The following is a 19,439-nucleotide window of genomic DNA, read 5'->3' as shown; positions in this document are numbered from 1 at the left end:
TCTCTACACTCCTGTTCTATTGATCAATGTGTCCAGCATTTCAGACACGACTGAAATAATACGTGCATTGGCTTGGAAACCTTGCTGGAAACGAATAACATCCGACATTTCCTCATTGATTGAAACACCAGACATCGACTCATTCTTATACTCAAGCTGGTTCAAAAGTGAAAGCTGTGCCGAGGACGTATTGTCTGCCTGCTGTTTGGAAATTCCGTTCTTCGTCACAATGTTATTGAAAGCATCTGCGTAACTTGAACCGCCATCCTTTTGGGCAAACGTCATATTAGTCTTGTCATAACTTGCCAAGTCACTATCTGAAAACGGATAGTTTAACTTCAGATTATTCAAATTAGCAATTGCTAACGCGCGTGATCCGTCACCAGCAGCGGAGGTTGTCCCGGCGGGTATCAATGATGGATTAGTGCAAGGGTTGAATCGACCTTAAGATTTGCAGCATAACTAGCTGGATCATTCCCAATGCTAAAGAAACCGCTTGTGCTCTGCTTACCGTCAGAAAAGACCATATTAGTTGTTTTGGCGACCGTTGCCGCAAAGTCATTCAGCTCTTGCAGATGCGTCTGAATTTCATTGACAGATGCCTGCAGCCCACCCAAGCTTCCAGAAGGAACATCAAGTTTTGTGAATGCCGCGTTACCGTCAGCAGCATTCTTGGTCAGCAGAATCGTTCCAGCAGCATAGTCACCTGAAAGCGTCTGTGTCCCCGTCGTTGTATCTCCGTCTTTAGCGACCGCAGCCTGTCCGTTCTGGGTGCCAACGACCACACTGAGCGTATTGCGTTCATCCCCATTCAGGATTGTCTGTCCCGAAAGTTGAATTGAAGCCCGCCCATACCTATCAATTGCGGTTGTGACATTCGCCAAACTAGAGATATCCTTCAATAAATTATCTCGTGTGTCTAACAAGTCATTCGGTGTTTCGCCTGAACTGTTTAGATTATAGACTTGTTCATTCAACGATTGCAGCTGCTTGATTTTTTCATTAAAATCAAGCGCTGTTTTAGCAATATTCTGTGTTGTATCGGCTTTAAGCTTGCCAACCTTATCCGCCATCTCACGCACCGTATCAGCAAAGCTGCTAGCTGTCTCGACTACAGTTGCTTTTGAAGTTCCCATCTCCGGATTCTTCGAAAGTTGTGTCCAACTATCGGACAACTTGGACAATTGACTGACAACACCGCTGTCAGAGGGTTCATTCAGTGTATCTTCAAGTTGTCCCAACACATCTGACTTTTCATTATAGAACTGATACTGCGCATTAGCTTCACGAATCTGCGAACGAACAAAATCATTCACAACACGTTCCACCCCGTTAGCTTCAACACCAGTCCCAATCATACCAACACCCGCCATATTATAAGGTGTTGTTGTTTTCATATCGACCCGCTGGCGTGAATATCCATCCGTATTGGTATTCGCGATATTATGACTGCTTGTTTGAAGTGCAATCTGGTTCGCGCCCATTCCGCTAGTTGCCGTCCCCAAAGTGCCGAATAACCCAACCATTCAAATTCCTCCTTACACTTCTCGATCAATCAATGCTGTTCTTGCTTGCTGCTTAACTGTTTTATACTTCGAATATGTAGCTCCAGGCGCTTTAATGTTATCCTTAATCGCTGTCATCAGCATCTTCTGGTAGCTGAGAGCCTGCTTTGTCAACAGCATATTCTCATCTTGCTGCACCTGAATCTGTGCTGCTAATTCCTTAGTTTTAGGCGAAGCTGCTCCCTGATATCCATTAAGGATGGGAACATATTTTTCTTTTTGCTTGACTAACTCAACCAGTTTTTCTGCCTGGTCCTTAATCAAGAAATTCTTTTCTTTCTTTAGTAGGCGCAAAAAAGCCGCCAATTGCAATTGAAATTCGCTTTCCTTCATAGGCTAATTATCCTTGTTGATATCAAATTCAGCCATCATTTTTGAAGCGATTTTTTCAGCCGAAACCTTATAATTGCCATCTTTGATTGCTTTTTTTAAGCTAGCAACACGCTCAGGATCAAGCCCTGCCTCTGCTTCTGTTTGGCTGTTCTCACGGATTTTTTGTGTTTTAGCCGAAAGGCTGACATCTAAAGCCTTGCTGTTTTCTTGGCGTTTAACCTGTTTTACTTTGTTTTGATCGCCCTTAAGCCGATTGATCTGATCGTTATAATTATTATTTTGAAATCCTTCTATCTTCATCAGAGCCGCTCCCTTCTCGTTCTGAAATGTCCTATAGTAACTTTATCGGCGAAAATAAAAAAAGTTAAACCTCTCGGCTAACTTTTTTTAATCTTAAGGTTTTCTTAATAATTAATCTTAGTCAAGGACCCGTTACCGTCCGCTGTCCTTGATTAATTCATCCGATTGATCCGCTGATTAGGTGAGAGAATATTAGTTATACGGACACCGAAGTTTTCATTGATAACAACGACTTCACCTGTAGCAATTGGCTTGCCATTCAGCAAAATCTCCAAGGGTTCATCCGTTAACTTATCTAATTCAATCACCGAACCTGAATTGAATGAGAGAATATCCCTGACAGTTTTCTCGCTTCGTCCTAAGACAACACTTAAATTCAAAGGGACATCCAAAATTAGATCCAAGTTATCGCCCTCAGCAACTTCTTTTTCACTCAAGCGCTGAAAATCAGGCGTGCTGACTTCAACTTTCTGCTGCGGTTTGGCTTGAGTTGTTGCATGTTTTGGTTGTGTTGTCGCGGCTTGTGCCTTTTCAGGCTGCGGCTGTGCAGCCGTCATTTGCGAAGCTGCTGGTTCTTGTGCAGTCTCCGCAGTCTTCGTAACCTCTGCCTCTTGCTCTGCTGCTTTTTTCTCACTTTCTCGATCATCAACAACAGTTGCCTTATCTGACATCATCGCATCAGTTATATCGGAGACCATATCTTCCGTAAAGATCTGCATGATCTCACTTTCGATCAAGCCTTCAACCGATAGTTTAAAGGAAATACGATAGATTACTTGTTCCTTGTCAATCCCATCATATTCAACACTTGCTGGTTCCTTCCACAATTTCACCGTTGGCGGCAAAATATCGACTTTACGCGTGATCATTGTTGCCATTGAGGTAGACGCTGAACCAATCATCTGATTCATTGCCTCTGCTACCGCACTCAGCTCCAGTTCGGTAAATTTGTCGGATTTAGTCGTGCCATCGCCGCCCATCATCAAATCAGCAATTATGATCGCGTCTTTGACTTCCAGCAGCATCAGATTTGTGCCCATCAAACCTTCTTTAAATTCAACCGTTGTTGCAACCTTAGGCGCCTCGATCCCTGAGAGTAAATCAGCGAACTTGACTTTGGTAACACGCGGTGTTGTGATGCTGACACGACGTGCAAGAATCGACGAAAGCGTAGTTGCCGCTTGCGACATTGAAATGTTGCCGACTTCACCAATAATGTCCTGCTTTGTCTGCTCGTCAACTCCTGTGTCTTCAGGCTTTTGACTTTCTTGTGACTCATCTTCTGCTCCTGAATTTGCATTCATTAATGCATCAATTTCTGCTTGTGATAAACCGTCGCTCATTCGTCTTGTTCCCCTTCCAATTTATCTATCAATTCAACTGCCAATTGTCCATTCTTCTTTCCCGGTTTTACACGGTAGAATGGATGCCCCTCAATATAGGAATCCAACGGTTCTGCAATTTTACTGTCCAACTTAACAACATCCCCTACTTCCAAATGTAGGAAGTCAGACAGATCCATCTCAGATTCCCCTAGCAGGACCTCAATATTCATATCGACTCCGTTTAACCCCTTACGGAGTTCGCGCTCATCATTGCGGTCAAATTTTTGACTTGAGTCAAACCAATTACCGAAGCTCAGCTTATCAGTGATCCCTTCAAAGAAAACATATGGAATACACAGATTAATAAATGTGCTAGTTTCTCCGATATTGATCGTAAAGGTACTTAAAACGACTGGTTCATTCGGTGACATATTCTGCAGCAATTGCGGATTCGTGTCCAGTCCATCTAAAGTCGTATCAAGTTCAACAATTTCTTTCCATGAATTTTGAAAGACCTCAGTCAGCCCTTTGACAACCTCTTCAAGAACAGCCAGCTCAATGTCGGTGAACCCCTTCTTATCATGGGCTTTGCGCTTACCTTCTTGCTCTGCCGGCTCTTTTTCTTTTCTTGTTGGTGCAGGGTTTTTTTCCGGATTTTCCTCTGGCTTTTTTTCTGTTTTATCTTTTGACTTTTCCTTGCTCTCTTCACCCTGCTTCTGGTCTTGCGTCGCCATATCGGCCCCGCCGCAGAGCATTTCGATCATTTTCATACATAGTTGCTGGTTCATTTCAATAATCTGAATCCCTTTTAGAGGTTCAGAATGAAAAAGTCCCAACAATGTTACCCGCGGGATCGAATGGATGAATTCATCATAACTGACTTGTTCGATCGCCGCTAATTGAAGTCTGACATTAGCGCGCATTTGCGTTGAAAGTACGTTGCTGCCCATTTTTGAAAAGTCCTCAAAGATCATGTGCAGAGTATTGACGTATTCTTTTGAGAGCTTTGTTGGCCTTCTAAAATCGTAGCTTTTTACTTTCGCTGCATCGTTTTCCTCTTCAATTTTTTCTTGATCAATCTCACCGGTGCTCATTGCATTCAGCAGTGCATCGATCTCCTGTTGCGTCAATACTTGGTCCACACAGATCCCTCACTCACTTATCAAAAAATCAAATGGTTCACGTCAACTACATTTGCTACCTTATCCTCTAGGGATACTATTCCCAGATAATGCTTTTCTTTATCCGTTTTTTCTAATTGAATATCTTCTTTGTCGATATCAACAACTTCAACCACTTCTTCAATCAGCAGACCTTTGCGTTCATCATCCTTTTTCATAATCAGAATGTTGTGGTTGCTTTCCGAGGTGGGAACGCCAATCAGCTCAGATAAGCCGATCACTGTCATAACCGTCCCACGCAAGTTGATCAAGCCCTTGACCCAACTAGGGGCCAGTGGGACACGGGTGATCCGTACCGTATCGATAACTTCTTCAACAGAAGCTGCTGAAATCAAATAATACTGCTGATTCATTTTAAACAGGATCATTTGCATTTAATATCATCTCCTGACTATTTAGGAAAGAGCTTTATCTATGGCTTTGATGACCCGGTCTGTATCGAATGGTTTAACGATGAAGTCAACGGCCCCAGCACGGATGGCGTCCATAACCATTCCCTGCTGCCCCATCGCACTGCACATAATAACCTTCGCATTTGCATCAGCTTCACGAATCATCTTCAAAGCCTGAATGCCATCTACTTCAGGCATCGTAATATCCATTGTTACCAGATCCGGCTTTGTTGCCTGATACTTTTCAAAAGCTTCTTGCCCGTTCTGAGCTTCATCAGCGACCTCATATCCATTTTTACTCAAAATATCCTTTAATTTCATGCGCATGAACACCGCGTCATCTACGATTAAAACTTTTTTCCCCAAAATATTTGCTCCTCTCAGATTCCTAAAGATTTTAGTATTTGTTCTAACACGCCCGTTTCCGGAATGAAAAACAACGACGCATCTAGTTTTTCTTCAGAATAAGTAAATTCATTTCTAATCACCATGATATGGTCATCATATTGATCCAGTGCCATATAAACACTGCTGATGACCGCCCCAAAATAATCATCTTGAATCACTGGCAACGCAGATACTAATTGGACATTTAATAAGTTCCCGATAGCACCTAAGAAAGAGTTAGAAATAATATTCGTCAACTCGCTGACCGCTGACATTTTGACATTGATATCATCAGTCTTCATTCCAAGCATCAACTCAGACAGTTTATCCGCTGAATCATCAGAAACAACAAACAAAATCACTCCGTTGTAGTCCCCAACAATACTGCTGACCACTGCATGAACCTCAACATCATCAGCAATCACTTGTTCGTACAGTTCATGATAACTTAAAATGCTGATTTCTGGAACATGCATTTCGATTTTTTGGTTAACCAGCTTAGAAATACTTGTTGCTGCGTGTCCACCGCCAATATTAATAACTTCTCTCAAACCGTCTAATTCTAATTCTGAATATCCCATCATTTACTACCTTTTTTCTCATTGCAAATAGCATTAACATCCAAAATCAAGCAATTGCGCCATTGCCGAAAATCGTTGCGCCTTGGTACTTATTGATCTTCTGCAGCATTGGGTCAATTTTCTTGATAACTATCTCCTGCTGACCAATCAACTCATCTGCTAAGACTCCATAGTATTTTTGCTCGATCTTAACGATGATTGCAAATTTCTTCTTATTAGGGTCCGGTTCGATCTGCAGCAAACGATCCGTTCGAATAAGTGGGATCAAGCCTTCTTGGAAACGATAAACTTCTTGATTAGTCGTCTTCACGATTTCGTCTTCCTTGAGCATAACGACTCTTTCAACCACATCCAACGGAACGGCAAAACTTTCATTACCGATTCTGACCATCAGTGCTTGAATGATCGACAACGTCAATGGCAGTTTAATAATGAACTTAGTTCCAACATGAAGTTCACTCTTCATCTCCAATGAGCCGCCTAATTCACTAATTTTAGCTTGCACTGCATCCAGCCCCACACCGCGTCCAGAAATATTGGTAATTTCCTTAGCAGTCGAAAAACCTGGATGAAAAATCAGTTTCTTGATCTCGTCATCAGACATTCCTTCAGTGTTGATCCCCTTGCTTTCAGCACTTTCCTTGATAACAGCCGGATCGAGTCCTTTACCATCATCTTCAAGCGTGATAATAACTCGATTACCTTCTTGATAAGCTGACAGCTTGATCGTACCTTTGCGGTCCTTGCCTTCCTTCTCACGGACATCTGGTGCTTCAATTCCATGATCAGATGAATTACGCAGCAAATGGATCAACGGTTCACTCAATTCGGAAACAACAGTCTTATCAAGTTCCGTTTCTTCCCCTTCGACCACTAATTCCATTTCCTTATTCAATTCATTGGCAAGGTCGCGCACCATCCGCGGAAAACGGCTAAAGACGACACTGACTTGCTGCATTCTGATCTTCAATACAAGATCTTGCAGCTCTGAAGTCAGACGCGAGACTTGTTCCAGAGCATCGCGCATTGCATCAGCATTATTGCGCATGCTAGCATCATCCAATTGATTACGATAAACTACCAGCTCTGATACTAAGTTCAAGAAGCGGTCGAGTTTTGTCAGATCCACTCTGATCGATTGGTTGCGCGCATTAGCATGCTGATGGGCTGCTGATGGCTTTTTACTTTTTGGTGTTTTGGGCTGGACTTTAGGTTTAGCTGCCTTTTTAGCAGGTGCTTGGGATTGCGAAGCTGCTGCTTTTTTGGCTGCCTTTGGTGCTTCTGCCTGCTGCTTTTCAGCGGCTTTTTGTTTTTCTTCATCGAACGGCTCAACGATTGTCGCATCAATCTCACTGTTGCTTTCAATATTGTGCTTGACCATGTCTAAATTATCCTTGGTCAGATAAACAAGTCTGAAATCAGTATCGAAATCACCATCTTCAAGAATATCAACGCTTGGCTCAGTATGCAGCACGTCGCCCTCTTGTTCGAGCTTCTCCATAATTAAGAAGACACGCGGACCCTTAAGTAATGATTCCTTATCGATCCTGATAGCAATACTATAAGCTTTGTAGTCGCCTGTAATTGCCTGATGAATCACATCCAGATCTGCTTCCTCCAAATGCTCAAAAACATTTGTCAGTGCACCTGTGTCATGCTCTTCCTTTGCGGGCGCAGCGCCGTTCTGAGCGCCTCCGTTGACACTTTCTTCGACTTTTTCAAGTTCCTCCAATAGGTCGCTGATCTGGTCTTGACTCAATTCTTTTTCGTCACGCAGATCCTCCACCAATTGAGATAAACGATCCAAGCACCGGAAAATCAGCGAGATATAATCGCTGTTTACCTTAAGCTTGCCCGATTTAAAGAAATCAAACAGATTTTCCATTTTATGTGTCAACTTTGTCATCACATCGTAACCCATTGTTGCAGACATGCCCTTCAGCGTATGGGCTGCACGGAAAATTTCATTAACAAGATCCATATTATCTGGCTCATTTTCCAGTTCTAGGACATTGTCATTCAGCTGTTGCAGATTGTCATCACTTTCTTCGAAAAACAAACTGCGATAAACACTGTTATCATCCATTAATTTCAACTCCTTCCTGACTTACTAAATCTTCTGATATATAAATGAATCTACTTTTTTTAACCCCATCTGTTCTGCAAGACTGATTGTTTCGGTTGCCCCTGTAAATAATATTCCGCCTTGAACCAGTGATTCACTCAACTTGCGGTATACTTCATCCCGTGCATCAGGTTTAAAGTAAATCGTCACATTGCGGCAAACTATCACATGACAGCCGCTCTCATAACGGTCTTTCAGCAGGTCATGTTTTTTAAATGTAATTTTATTTTTTAAAGCTGCGCTAACTTGGTACTTATTATCATCGGTTTTGACAAAGTATTTGTTCAAGTCGCTTGACGTGACATTTTTGACTTCATTATTTTGATATAAACCTGCCTTGGCCTTTTTCAAGATTTCATCATCAATATCAGTTGCAACTATTCTGCCGCCAGCAACATTATTCTTAGCCAAGATCATCGCCAGGGTGTATGGCTCTGCCCCAATTGAACATGCCGCGCTCCAGATCTTAGGATGGTCAAATTTTGGAACGATCTGCTCCAGCAAGCGCTGTTCAAACATATCGAACAGGCTCTTGTTACGGTAAAACTCAGTCACATTGATCGTAAGATGTTCCACGAAAGCGTGTCGTGCAACACTATCTGTCTCTAAAATCTTGGCGTACTGCTCCAAAGAAGCTGCACCCGCCGACTCCATAATATTGGATATTCTGCGTTGCATCTGTCTTTCTTTGTACGCACCAAGTCGTATGCCCAGCTTGCGCTGCACCCACTCATTAAAAAATTCAAAATTTAATTCCATTTTCTCACCCGACTATCTGCCCAATTTTGCGTCCGATCGAATTTAGATCTAGAACTTCATTCACGACATGATTCTCAATTGCATTCCGCGGCATTCCAAAAACAACACAGGTTTCCTTATTTTGAGCAATTGTATAGCCGCCGTTTGCCTGAATGTCATGCATTCCAGCGGTTCCATCTTTTCCCATTCCTGTCAACAGCACTGCTACTAAATTTCTGCGATAAGTACTTGCCGCAGATGAGAAAAGATAGTCGACTGCCGGCCGTGTTCCATGCAGTTTTGGTTTCTGATCAAGCTGTATCTTGCCGTTTTTAAGGGTCATATGATAATCGCCTGGACAAAGATACACTTTGCGCTCAACCGGCATACCATCTTCTGCTTCACACACCGTAATGCTTGTCTCCTGATCCATTCGCTGTGCAAATGAACTCGTAAAGCCCTTCGGCATGTGTTGCACAATAAAAATTGGAACCTTCGTTGCAGCAGGAAGAGACCGAACTATCGTCAGCAATGCACGGGGCCCGCCAGTCGATGCACCAATCACTACTGCTCTGACATGTGAAGCTAGCAGTCCGCTAGCAATTCTATCATCTACCCCAGAATCATTGTCAGTCAGCTGAGCACTAGAAGAGAAATCATTTATTTTTAACGCTGTTTTGCCTTTAGCACGCACACTTTTGATCTTCATGTGGAAATCAAGAATCCATTCATCTTGGATCGCCATCAGATTAACAGGTTTCTCGACAAAGTCTGCTGCTCCCAAAGCAAGTGCTTCAATCGTAACTTCCTTGTTGGTCAAAGAGCTCAGCATGATGACCGGTGTATCCATTGTTTTTTTTATGTTTTTCAATGCTTCCAGTCCGCCCATCACCGGCATTTCAACATCCATCAGTACCAGATCGATCGTTTGAGAACCAAGGATCTCTAAGGCCTGCTTACCGTTACGTGCAGTTCCAGTGACATCAACATCAGGCATTTCTTTGAGCAGATCAACAATGATCTTACGCATAAATACAGAGTCATCAACTACTAAAATCTTCATTCTCTCCAGTAACTCCTTCATATATATACTGCATCGTGGTGCACAATACGGACCATTGTTTCAAAGGTCTTTAAATCAACGATCATAGTCCGACCGCTATTTCCACCCACATGACTCGCAATGAGCGGTATTCCAAGTTTTTGCAGCATTTCTTCAACTGCTGCAATATTCCGCTGCCCAATATTGCCTGTTTTCGATGTTGTTTTAAAACCGAACATATTAGCGCCGCCGACAATTTTGGCCTTAAAACGCGCACGTGGCGAGTCTTGCTTAAGTTTGTCCACCATTTCTGGAAGTGCAAGATCAGCAAATTTTGCAGTGTTCAATGCCTGCTTTTTGGCAAAAGGACGGCTATCAGGCAGCATAATATGACTCAGTCCGCCTATTTGGGTATGCTCATCATAGATAATAGTTCCAATACAGGAACCCAGACCGACTGTTATCAACTTAGACGGTGCATGAGCTATCTTATAGTCTGCAATTCCTACTCTAACCTCACTCTGGATCAGTTCCATCACTAGCATTATCCTTATCAGCATTTAATTGATCAACCGTCGCCAACAGTTCTGATTCCTGCCGGTTATCGAAAAGATATGTCAACTCGATCGAAATCACAACTTTGTCATCCAACTTTAGGAACTTATCAATGTACCCGCGTTTTAAATCAGCTTTGACTAGTTCTTTTTCATAATTCGTTTCTTCTAAGTAAGAAATGCCTAAAATGTTCTCGACAAATATCCCCAGCGAGTTGCCCTTCCAGTCACACAGAATGACCTTATTATCATCTGCGTCTTTCGTATACTGACCAAAGAGTTTTCTTCTCAGATCTACGATAGGGATCATATGCTCTTGATACTCATATACGCCTAGAATATAGTCAGCAACTTCTGGCAAAGTGATAAAATTGTTGGCTTCGATCACCCTAGTAACAGCTTTGACTGGCATCGCGAATAGCTGTTCGTGACTTTTGAATACCACATATTGTTCCATTAACGCCAATCCTTTCTTTGAAAATGTAATTTTAAATCACCTGTAATTTAATTAAACCTTGAAACTATCAACTTGGAATTTCAGCACACTGGCAATATCTTCGATTTCCTTAACTGATGATTCGAATTTTTTGACTACGTTATAGAATTCTTCAACATTTGCTGTTGCTTCTTGAGTCCCAGCAGAGGTTTCAGAAATAGCAGAGGTGATATTCTCAACGGACTTCGTAACCGTGTCTTTTTCTTCTACCACTCCAGTGATGTGATTTTCGATGATTTTAATACTTTCAACAAACTTCTCGACCACCCCAGAGATTTCTTTCGTTGAATCGATTGCCTTATTGACCGTTTCAGTTTGTTTCTCGCCGCTCGCATAAGATTCATTCATGGCTTCCGTCATATGCTTTGATTTGTCTCTAATAACTTCAATAATATCGCGAATGTTTTTGGCAGACTTTCCGCTTTCCTCAGCCAATGTTCGAACTTCTTCAGCAACGATCGCAAAACCGCGCCCTGCTTCACCTGCACGGGCAGCCTCAATTGAAGCGTTAAGTGCAAGTAAGTTAGTCTGCTCTGAAATATCATTGATCAACTGAACGATATTGCCAATATTTTGAATATCCTTGTTCATGTTATCCATTTCTTCAACTATCTCAGATTGACCGTTACGCTCTTGTTCCCAACTTCTAGAAACATGAACCATCATATCTGTATTCTTAGTGTTGCTTTCTTTTGCTTGTTCAGCATAACCGCTCATTCGACCGACTTCTTTATGAATTTCTTCAATATTAGCTGCCAGTTTTTGCATATCACTCGTTGTTTGTTCCGCTTCTGTTGTTTGTGAAGTGGATGCATCAGCAATACTATTCATCGTAGACCGAATATTTTCAATCGTACTGGACGACTTCTTAGACATCGTTGCCAATGTACCTGCGATATCATTCATATGGCCGCTTTCTTCCTTAATTCCGATAATCATCGCAACAAAAGCGTTAATCACACCATGAAAGCCATCTTTAACTTTCGCAATTATCGGATTGTCCTTATTATTTGATCTGAACTTATCCAATTGCGACATATCGCCCGAACTAACAGCATCCAATATTTTTTGTAGGTTTTTCATTTCGGTATAAAATGCGCCATTAGACATTAGTGTAAGCACTTCATTTACTACCGCATAAACGATTACTACTACCACACTGAAAATGACAAAGCTATGTGCCGCCTGTGCATCTGCCGCACCTCTGACAATAAAGAAATAACAAACAATCAGAATCAACGCTGTTATACCCGCTGGAATTAGTGGGCGCAACTTTAATTTCTTAAAAAAATTCAAAAACTTTTTACCCATGGTTATACCCCTTCCGCTAAACATACCTGATTAAAGTATTAAAAATTCAAAGACGCTATTCAATTTTTTCTTTTTTAATTCCGCGCTCCTTTTTTGAATTTGAAAATAGCAATCCCTTACTTTCAATATCGGCAATTTCGCATAAAATTTTAAGCACCAACTCTCACCAGATATAAATATCTTTAGGATCGGCATAACTTGTGTATCCACCATCGTGATCATCACGGATCAAACGGCCTCCCTGCAATTCAAGAACACGTTTCCTGATTGAATTGACCATTGTACTGTCGTGTGTTGCCATTATTATGGTTGTTCCCTTCTGGTTCAGGCGAAAAAACAGTTTCATGATCTCAGCAGATGACTTGGTGTCCAAGTTGGCGGTCGGTTCATCAGCAATCAGCACAGAGGGGTGATTCACAGTAGCACGTGCAATCGCTATTTTCTTCTGTTGTCCGATCGAAAGTTCTTGCAGCATCTTATTTTTATGTGCTGTCATACCCACTAACCCTAGAACTTCCAATCCTCTTTTTTCTTTTTGAAGGCCTGTTATTCCCACTGCCTCCAAACAGTATGTAATATTCTCAAAAACTGAATAGTATGGAATAAAAAGATCCTTTTGCATAACGATCCCGATTTGACGGCGCAGCAAATAGAGCTTATTTGCTGCAATCTTTTCAACTTGCATATTTCCCATCCGAATCGTACCGCTTGTCAGTGTCTCCTCGCGCGTTAGTAGTTTCAGCAACGTTGATTTGCCTGCTCCACTGGGACCAACCAGATATACGAACTCCCCCTGCTGCACATTAAAAGAAACATCAATCAGCGCTTTTACACGCCCGTCATATTTTTTATTGACATTTGTTAAACTGATCAATTTATTCCTCCATTGACTACTCTGAGAACTTATTAACGACTCCCAACATATCATCTACCGCTTGTACGGCTTTGGTATTTAAACCATATGCCGCTGTGTGATTATCATATTGCTCATTGAATCTGACAGATCAACTGTCGAGTTTTCCAAATGATATTGTTGAATACTTCCAAGTCCGCCATTGAAAACCGGATTTATTTGCCCCCCATTGACAACACGATAAAGGTTATTGCCAGCTGCCTGCAGATCATTTGTATTATTAGGTCGATAAAGTGGGATCCTACCAACTTGGACAGTTCGTTCACCATCTTGGATATTGATAGTTCCATTAGAATCAATTCTTACATTTCCCTTAGGCCAGCGATCTTGCGGCACGGTCGCCTCAATCGACAAGCGATATCCCTGCTGATTGACAAGCTGCCCGCTACCATTAGGATGAAAATCTCCATTTCTAGTCAACAGCAAATTGTTATTCTGATCATACACTCCGAAAAATCCTTGCCCTTCGACTGCCAAATCATATGGTGAAGCCGTATTTTGCAGACTTCCTTGTGCAAAATTGATATTTTCCTGATTAACTTCCAAACCCTCATTCAGAGCTGTATTAGCTGCACGCGGACTCAACGCGACTTCTTGTGCTGTCGCCTGATTGTTCAAAAGCTCTTGAAAACTGGTATCACGATTTTTATATCCAACTGTATTAACATTGGCAATGTTATTTGAAATAACATCCATGCTTTTTTGCAATCCGTTTAACCCAGACTTATTAATTGATAGAAGACTATTCATATTCATTGTTAAGTTAACCTCATCTTTATATCTTTCCTAATTCATTGACTGCTTTACCCAATGTCTCATTGTTGGAACTCAGAGCTTTCTGATTAGCTTCAAATTCACGCCCTGTTTGAATTAAAGCGACCATCTCATCCGCAGTTGAAACATTAGATTGTTCCAGGTAACCCTGACGAACATCTGCTCCCGCGAGTTGACGCCCCTGCGCGTTGCTCGTAAAGTATGTATTTCCCATATTTTGTAGTGCTTGTTCATCATCAAAAGCTGTGATCCTGAAGTTATTATCTCCGGCTACTGCCGGCTGTCCCGCAGCGTTCAAAACAGTATATCCTTCCTGTGTCACGTACTGATTCTGTTCATTAAGATTAAAATTGCCGTTTCTAGTATAGGCTTCCTGACCATTAGGCATCCTGACTGTGAAGTAGCCATCATTAGTAATCGCAAAATCCGTTGCTCTTCCCGTCTGGTGCAATGCACCTTTAGTCTGATCAAGATATGATCCATCTAACTGATTACCAAAAGTAAAGCCGCCGATTTCGGTTCTCTGATTCGCATTAGGCCCGCCTTGATAATTATGCAGCTGCGCTTCCCTTAAAGTACTTTGAAAAAGATGTTTGGCACGGTAACCAGTCGTATTAACATTAGCAATATTTCCGCTGACATTCTCCTGTCGTTTCTGTAAAATATCGACATTCTGCCTTAGAGTATCAAGTGCACGTATCATGCCAATTCCTCCTTAATATAGTTTTTCAGTTTAATTATGATTTTCCCATGGATCTGTGAAACGCGTGCTATTGAAATATCTAAAATAGCAGCAATTTCCTTTAATGTAGCTTCCTCTTCATAATACAGACTCAAAATGAGTTGCTCGCGTTCAGACAGTTTCTTAATACTATGCACCAGTGCCTGCTTGCGTTCTTCTTCTAGCAATGTTTCTTCACTATTTTCAGCCAGTGTATCTTGAATCATATCCTGCAGTGAGATACCCTCATCTGTGTTTGAGAAAAGTGTATCTTCCAAAGAAACGCTAGCCAGATAGTGGATACTTTCGTAAATATTCCCTAGCTGAGCGGCATCAATCTTCATTTCTTTACAGATTTCTGCATCTGTAACTTCACGTTTCAACTTCTGTTCAAGATCTTGTTTTGCTTGATAAAATTTGTTGACGATCGTCATCTTATAGCGTGAAATTTTTGAATGTTTCCGAATCTCATCGATGATTGCACCCTTGATACGAATCATAGCGTAGCCTTCAAAGGGAACCTTTTTGCTTGCATCAAATCTTCTCAACGCATCGATCAGCCCAATCACGCCAATGTTATACAGATCTCCATACTCATATTCGGTACTTTTAACTGATATTCGATTAGCCACACGCTCAACTAATGGCAGGTACTTTAATACCTCATCTTCTATGCTTGTTTCGTACACAAAAACATCCCCCTTCCACGCTTAGAGTTTCCTTTCACCGATATGATTCATTAAATATTAATACTTCCAACAGTTTCTATCGCAATTTCATTTGGGATTTCGTTTAATGAAAGGACAGCAACATTAGGATAATTGAACGAGATCAATTTGCGGAATGCCAACCTGATCTTAGGTGAAGTCAACACAACGAATGACGTATCGTTGACCATCATCTCTTGCTGAATCTTTCCAAGAGCACCCAAAATGCGATTAACCGATTCTGGCTTCAAAACCGGATATGAGCCGGTGGCTGTTTTTTGAATGCTCTGCATGATAAGTTCTTCGACCTTAGGATGAACTGTAATGACGTTCAACTGATTGCTATCATCCGAATACTTATTCGCAATTGTTCGCTTAAGTGCTTGTCTGACATATTCTGTCAAAACCTCTGTGTCCTTTGTCACGGCCCCGTAATCAGCTAAGGTCTCCAGAATCGTCGCTAAATCATTGATTGGAATCTTCTCCTCCAATAAGTTCTGCAGAACTTTTTCAACCTCTCCCAACCGGAGAATATCTGGAATCAATTCATCGATCACTACGTTGTACTGATCCTTAATTCCTTCCAGTAATTTTTTGACCTCCTGACGTCCAAGAAGCTCTGGTGCATGCGCATAGATAATTTCCTTCAGGTGTGTAGCAATTACGGTCAAGGGTTCAATAATCGTAAATCCTTGCAGATCAGCTGCTTCTTTATCTTTTTCATCAATCCACATCGCATCAAGGTTAAACGCAGGCTCCTTGGTCGGAATTCCTTTGAATGGGAAAGGCTCATCATTAGGGCTGATAATCATGAACTTATCGGGGTAGATGTCGCCCTTCCCGACTTCATTTCCCCGAATCTTAATCGAATAGTCGTTAGACTCAAGGTAAAGATTATCGCGTATACGCACCGGATTCACTAGAATTCCCAACTCACGTGCGGTCTGTTTTCTAATCGAAACTATCCTGCTCATCAAACTGTTATCGACTGAACTGTCAACAATCGGAATCAACCCATAGCCAATTTCAATGGCAATCGGTTCAACTTGGAATGAAGAAACCGATTCTTCCTCGTCTTGCGACTCCTTCTTGCGTTGAAGAGCCAATGTCTGTTCCTCTTTCTTGCGCTGTTTGACAGCTTTTTCCTCACGCTGCTTGACAAGCATGCTGGCTCCAAACATTAGTATTCCAATCAGCATGAACGGAATGAAAGGGAAGCCAGGGATAACAGACAAGACCATCAGAATGATACCAACGATTCGGAATAACTGTGGATAACGAACAACGTCCCGCGCAATGTCCAATCCGAATGAACTATTATTATCAGAACGTGTTACGATGACCCCAGATGCGATAGATATCAGTAAGGACGGAATCGCACTGACTAGACCATCACCAATCGCTAGTTTCCCGAATTGAGATAATGCCTCTGTAACCGACATATCACCCTTGACAGAAAAAATGACTGCTCCGCCAATTAAGTTGATCAAGGTAACAAGGATACCTGCAATCGCATCACCCTTGACAAACTTGCTGGCTCCATCCATTGAACCGTAAAAATCTGCTTCGCGCTGAAGATCCTTACGGCGCTTGCGCGCGTCCTCTTCAGTAATCAAACCTGAATTAAGATCTGAGTCAATCGCCATCTGCTTACCAGGCATCGCGTCCAACGTAAACCTAGCCGATACCTCAGAGACCCTTCCAGCACCATTGGTCACAACAACTAATTGGACGACCATGATAATCACAAACAAAATTATCCCAACTATATAGTTGCTGCCGGCTACAACATTGGCGAACGCATCAATCACGTTCCCCCCGTTTCCGTTTGTTAAAATCAAACGTGTTGATGACATGTTCAGCCCTAATTTAAACATCGTAGTAATCAGCAACAGGGTCGGAAATGTCGTAAACTCCAGAACTGACTTTGTGAATAAAGTTATCAATAAGATGTTCATTGCCACCGTCAAATTGATAACAATCAAGACATCTAAAATAGGTGCAGGCAGTGGAATAATTATTAAACCAATAATCCCAACAACTAAAAATGAGACAAGTACATCAGCATAATTTAGTTTTCTGCCGCGCTTTTTCTTCTGAGCTGCCTTTTGCATTCACTTAGTTCCTCCTTAAACTTGAATCGAACAATCAAATCTTATCTTTGCTTTCTTCTTCCAAACGATAAACCAGTGCGATTATCTCTGCTACAGATTCATACATATCAACTGGTACAAATTGACCCGGTTCCACTTTTTTGTATAGAGCGTGAGCCAAGGGACGATTTTCGATCATCGGGACGTGTTCTTTGCGAGCCTCTGCCTTCATTCGCTGGGCCAACTGATCTGCACCTTTAGCCAACAAAATCGGGACTTCATCTTTTTCAGGATCATACCTGATTGCTAACGCAAGATGGGTCGGGTTAGTTATCAAAACCGTTGCTTTCTTAACATTAGAAACCGCATTGCGTACCATCTCCTGATACTTGGCTTTCCGTTGCGACTTGACCTTAGGATCGCCTTCCATCTGTTTGAATTCTTCCTTAATCTCTTGTTTTGTCATTCGCAAGTTCTTAATGTGCGTATAGCGCTGATACATGTAATCAGCTAGTGATAAGACCAACAGTAAGAGCGCTATTTTCAGAGACAAGTCTTTAGCAAAATCCAAAACAAAAAATAAAATTTTGCCTACACCGACAGAACTGAGATTGATTAAAGTCGGGATTGCCTGCATAAACTTCTGGTAGCAAAGATAGGCTATTATCGCAAATTTAGCCAACGTCTTAGTCATATTAAACAATGAACGCAAACCGAACATCTGCTTGAAGCCATTTAAAGGATTGATCTTCTTGAAGTCCGGTTTTAGTGGCTTCGTTGTAAAAAGTAAGCCAACTTGGACCAAATTGGCCAAGTATCCAAGTGCCATGCTAATAGCCATGAAAGGGGCACAGAGGAAAAAGATCATTAGAACAGCCTGAATTCCAACCTTTGAAAGATCGCGGTACTCAACCTTGAATCTTCCGATCTGTTGGATCATCTGAATCATATATGGCATAAAATGATTAAGTACAAATTCCCAAGATGGCACCATAATGAACGCAAAAACTAGTAAAGCTAATGCTGCATTCAATTCTTGGCTTTTCGGGACTTCGCCCCTTTTACGAGCGTCTTTTAGACGCTTGGCAGTCGGGCGTTCTGTTTTACCATCCTTATCTCCCATACCAGTCTTTTACCTCGCTTGTTGAATGGATCTGACAAAGTCCATCATATTGGAAATAGATTCAGCTAAATGTGTTCCTAGAAAACTCAGCAAGTTCGGCAGCAACAGTAAAAATATAATTAGGGCAACTGCTGTTTTGACCGACAAACTCAGCATTAAAACATTGATCTGTGGAATCGACCTTGAAATAATACCTAAGACCAGATCAATTACTAGTACCGAAACAACTAGCGGTGCCGCCAAACTTACGGACATCACAGCCATGCCAGCAAATAACTTAACAATTCCCTCAACCGTGAAACCTCTAAGAACGATAGCTCCCAACGGCACCAGCCGAAATGATTCTAAAACTCCAAATATCATCTGTTGATACAGGTTCAACATGAAGAAAACACATAATGCAAGCCAGTAATAAAGCTTCCCAAACTGTGAGGTCATCATTTGCATAGTCGTATCGTATGCTTGTGCCATTGAAAAACCAACTTGAAAATCAATCATCTGTCCGGCCATCATCACCGCATTAAAAACTAACTGGCTTAGATATCCCATCGCCAAACCAAATAAAATTTCTTTTACTGCCGCCAATGCAAAAAGAATCAATGAAACTTCTTTGTAGCTGCTAACGGCCGGAAACGCAGCCATTACCAGACTAAAACCGACAACCATCTTTGCCATATTTGGGAAACCGCGCTGTGAAAAAACTGGTCCAATAACGAGAAACGACATGATGCGGCAAAGGATCAATGCTCCCATCTGAACTTGGACCATTTTTTTCCAC

Annotated in this window: 21 protein-coding genes and 1 pseudogene; all 22 read right to left on the bottom strand. The window is 41.7% G+C overall.

The features are described from left to right. Positions 1-3 precede the first annotated feature (3 nt). Entirely contained in the window at positions 4-414 is a 411-nt protein-coding gene (locus JCM15457_RS12375; RefSeq protein WP_235725601.1) for a flagellar basal body rod C-terminal domain-containing protein, read from the bottom strand. After that, complete coding sequence (flgK, locus tag JCM15457_RS05755) at positions 411-1,526, bottom strand: flagellar hook-associated protein FlgK (protein ID WP_152537282.1); 1,116 nt, start codon at positions 1,524-1,526, stop codon at positions 411-413. The genes JCM15457_RS12375 and flgK overlap by 4 nt, the downstream gene beginning before the upstream one ends. Before the next feature lie 12 nt (positions 1,527-1,538). Continuing rightward, a complete protein-coding gene (locus JCM15457_RS05750; RefSeq protein ID WP_034988410.1) occupies positions 1,539-1,898 on the bottom strand; it encodes a hypothetical protein in 360 nt (119 codons plus the stop codon). Between the two features lie 3 nt (positions 1,899-1,901). After that, entirely contained in the window at positions 1,902-2,198 is a 297-nt protein-coding gene (gene flgM, locus JCM15457_RS05745; RefSeq protein WP_034988409.1) for a flagellar biosynthesis anti-sigma factor FlgM, read from the bottom strand. 152 nt (positions 2,199-2,350) lie between these two features. Then, positions 2,351-3,541 (bottom strand): flagellar motor switch phosphatase FliY, encoded by a 1,191-nt coding sequence (fliY, locus tag JCM15457_RS05740; RefSeq protein ID WP_034988408.1) that lies wholly within the window; start codon positions 3,539-3,541, stop codon positions 2,351-2,353. After that, positions 3,538-4,665 (bottom strand): flagellar motor switch protein FliM, encoded by a 1,128-nt coding sequence (locus JCM15457_RS05735; RefSeq protein ID WP_034988407.1) that lies wholly within the window; start codon positions 4,663-4,665, stop codon positions 3,538-3,540. The genes fliY and JCM15457_RS05735 overlap by 4 nt, the downstream gene beginning before the upstream one ends. Positions 4,666-4,685: 20 nt before the next feature. Then, the gene (locus JCM15457_RS05730) at positions 4,686-5,078 is read right to left on the bottom strand and encodes a chemotaxis protein CheW (RefSeq protein ID WP_034988406.1); all 393 of its coding nucleotides are present in this window, start codon (positions 5,076-5,078) and stop codon (positions 4,686-4,688) included. A 21-nt stretch (positions 5,079-5,099) separates the two neighbouring features. Next, positions 5,100-5,462 (bottom strand): response regulator, encoded by a 363-nt coding sequence (locus tag JCM15457_RS05725; protein ID WP_034988405.1) that lies wholly within the window; start codon positions 5,460-5,462, stop codon positions 5,100-5,102. 14 nt (positions 5,463-5,476) lie between these two features. Next, positions 5,477-6,064: a chemotaxis protein CheC gene (locus JCM15457_RS05720; protein ID WP_034988404.1), complete on the bottom strand. Its 588-nt coding sequence runs from the start codon at positions 6,062-6,064 to the stop codon at positions 5,477-5,479. Continuing rightward, positions 6,064-8,150: pseudogene (locus JCM15457_RS05715) on the bottom strand (chemotaxis protein CheW). The gene JCM15457_RS05720 and the pseudogene JCM15457_RS05715 overlap by 1 nt, the downstream one beginning before the upstream one ends. Positions 8,151-8,174: 24 nt before the next feature. Then, positions 8,175-8,948 carry a CheR family methyltransferase gene (locus tag JCM15457_RS05710; protein ID WP_034988403.1) on the bottom strand — a complete coding sequence of 258 codons (774 nt, stop codon included), beginning with the start codon at positions 8,946-8,948 and terminating at the stop codon, positions 8,175-8,177. A 4-nt stretch (positions 8,949-8,952) separates the two neighbouring features. Further along, complete coding sequence (gene cheB, locus JCM15457_RS05705; RefSeq protein WP_034988402.1) at positions 8,953-9,990, bottom strand: chemotaxis-specific protein-glutamate methyltransferase CheB; 1,038 nt, start codon at positions 9,988-9,990, stop codon at positions 8,953-8,955. A 17-nt stretch (positions 9,991-10,007) separates the two neighbouring features. Then, positions 10,008-10,505: a chemotaxis protein CheD gene (locus JCM15457_RS05700; RefSeq protein ID WP_034988401.1), complete on the bottom strand. Its 498-nt coding sequence runs from the start codon at positions 10,503-10,505 to the stop codon at positions 10,008-10,010. Further along, complete coding sequence (locus tag JCM15457_RS05695; protein ID WP_034988400.1) at positions 10,486-10,980, bottom strand: chemotaxis protein CheW; 495 nt, start codon at positions 10,978-10,980, stop codon at positions 10,486-10,488. The genes JCM15457_RS05700 and JCM15457_RS05695 overlap by 20 nt, the downstream gene beginning before the upstream one ends. Positions 10,981-11,031: 51 nt before the next feature. Beyond that, complete coding sequence (locus JCM15457_RS05690) at positions 11,032-12,330, bottom strand: methyl-accepting chemotaxis protein (protein WP_034988399.1); 1,299 nt, start codon at positions 12,328-12,330, stop codon at positions 11,032-11,034. Positions 12,331-12,493: 163 nt separating this feature from the next. After that, positions 12,494-13,204: a cell division ATP-binding protein FtsE gene (locus tag JCM15457_RS05685; protein WP_034988398.1), complete on the bottom strand. Its 711-nt coding sequence runs from the start codon at positions 13,202-13,204 to the stop codon at positions 12,494-12,496. 78 nt (positions 13,205-13,282) lie between these two features. Further along, positions 13,283-13,999, bottom strand: coding sequence for a flagellar hook-basal body protein (locus JCM15457_RS05680; RefSeq protein WP_051993311.1), 717 nt, complete (start codon positions 13,997-13,999; stop codon positions 13,283-13,285). A gap of 19 nt (positions 14,000-14,018) precedes the next feature. Beyond that, positions 14,019-14,720, bottom strand: a complete 702-nt coding sequence (locus JCM15457_RS05675; RefSeq protein WP_034988397.1) for a flagellar hook-basal body protein — start codon at positions 14,718-14,720, stop codon at positions 14,019-14,021. Continuing rightward, on the bottom strand, positions 14,717-15,427 hold the full coding sequence (locus JCM15457_RS05670) for a sigma-70 family RNA polymerase sigma factor (RefSeq protein ID WP_034988396.1): 711 nt from the start codon (positions 15,425-15,427) through the stop codon (positions 14,717-14,719). The genes JCM15457_RS05675 and JCM15457_RS05670 overlap by 4 nt, the downstream gene beginning before the upstream one ends. 50 nt (positions 15,428-15,477) lie before the next feature. Then, positions 15,478-17,559, bottom strand: coding sequence for a flagellar biosynthesis protein FlhA (gene flhA, locus JCM15457_RS05665; RefSeq protein WP_034988395.1), 2,082 nt, complete (start codon positions 17,557-17,559; stop codon positions 15,478-15,480). Positions 17,560-17,593: 34 nt separating this feature from the next. Then, positions 17,594-18,661 (bottom strand): flagellar biosynthesis protein FlhB, encoded by a 1,068-nt coding sequence (flhB, locus tag JCM15457_RS05660; protein WP_034988394.1) that lies wholly within the window; start codon positions 18,659-18,661, stop codon positions 17,594-17,596. A gap of 9 nt (positions 18,662-18,670) precedes the next feature. Beyond that, positions 18,671-19,429, bottom strand: coding sequence for a flagellar biosynthetic protein FliR (locus tag JCM15457_RS05655; RefSeq protein WP_034988393.1), 759 nt, complete (start codon positions 19,427-19,429; stop codon positions 18,671-18,673). Positions 19,430-19,439 lie beyond the last annotated feature (10 nt).

Origin of the sequence: Liquorilactobacillus sucicola DSM 21376 = JCM 15457 (assembly GCF_000612445.1) — a bacterium.
In the GTDB taxonomy this organism is placed as follows: Bacteria; Bacillota; Bacilli; order Lactobacillales; family Lactobacillaceae; genus Liquorilactobacillus; species Liquorilactobacillus sucicola.
The sequence above is the reverse complement of the archived record's forward strand: the minus strand, read 5'-3'. Positions and strand labels throughout refer to the sequence as shown.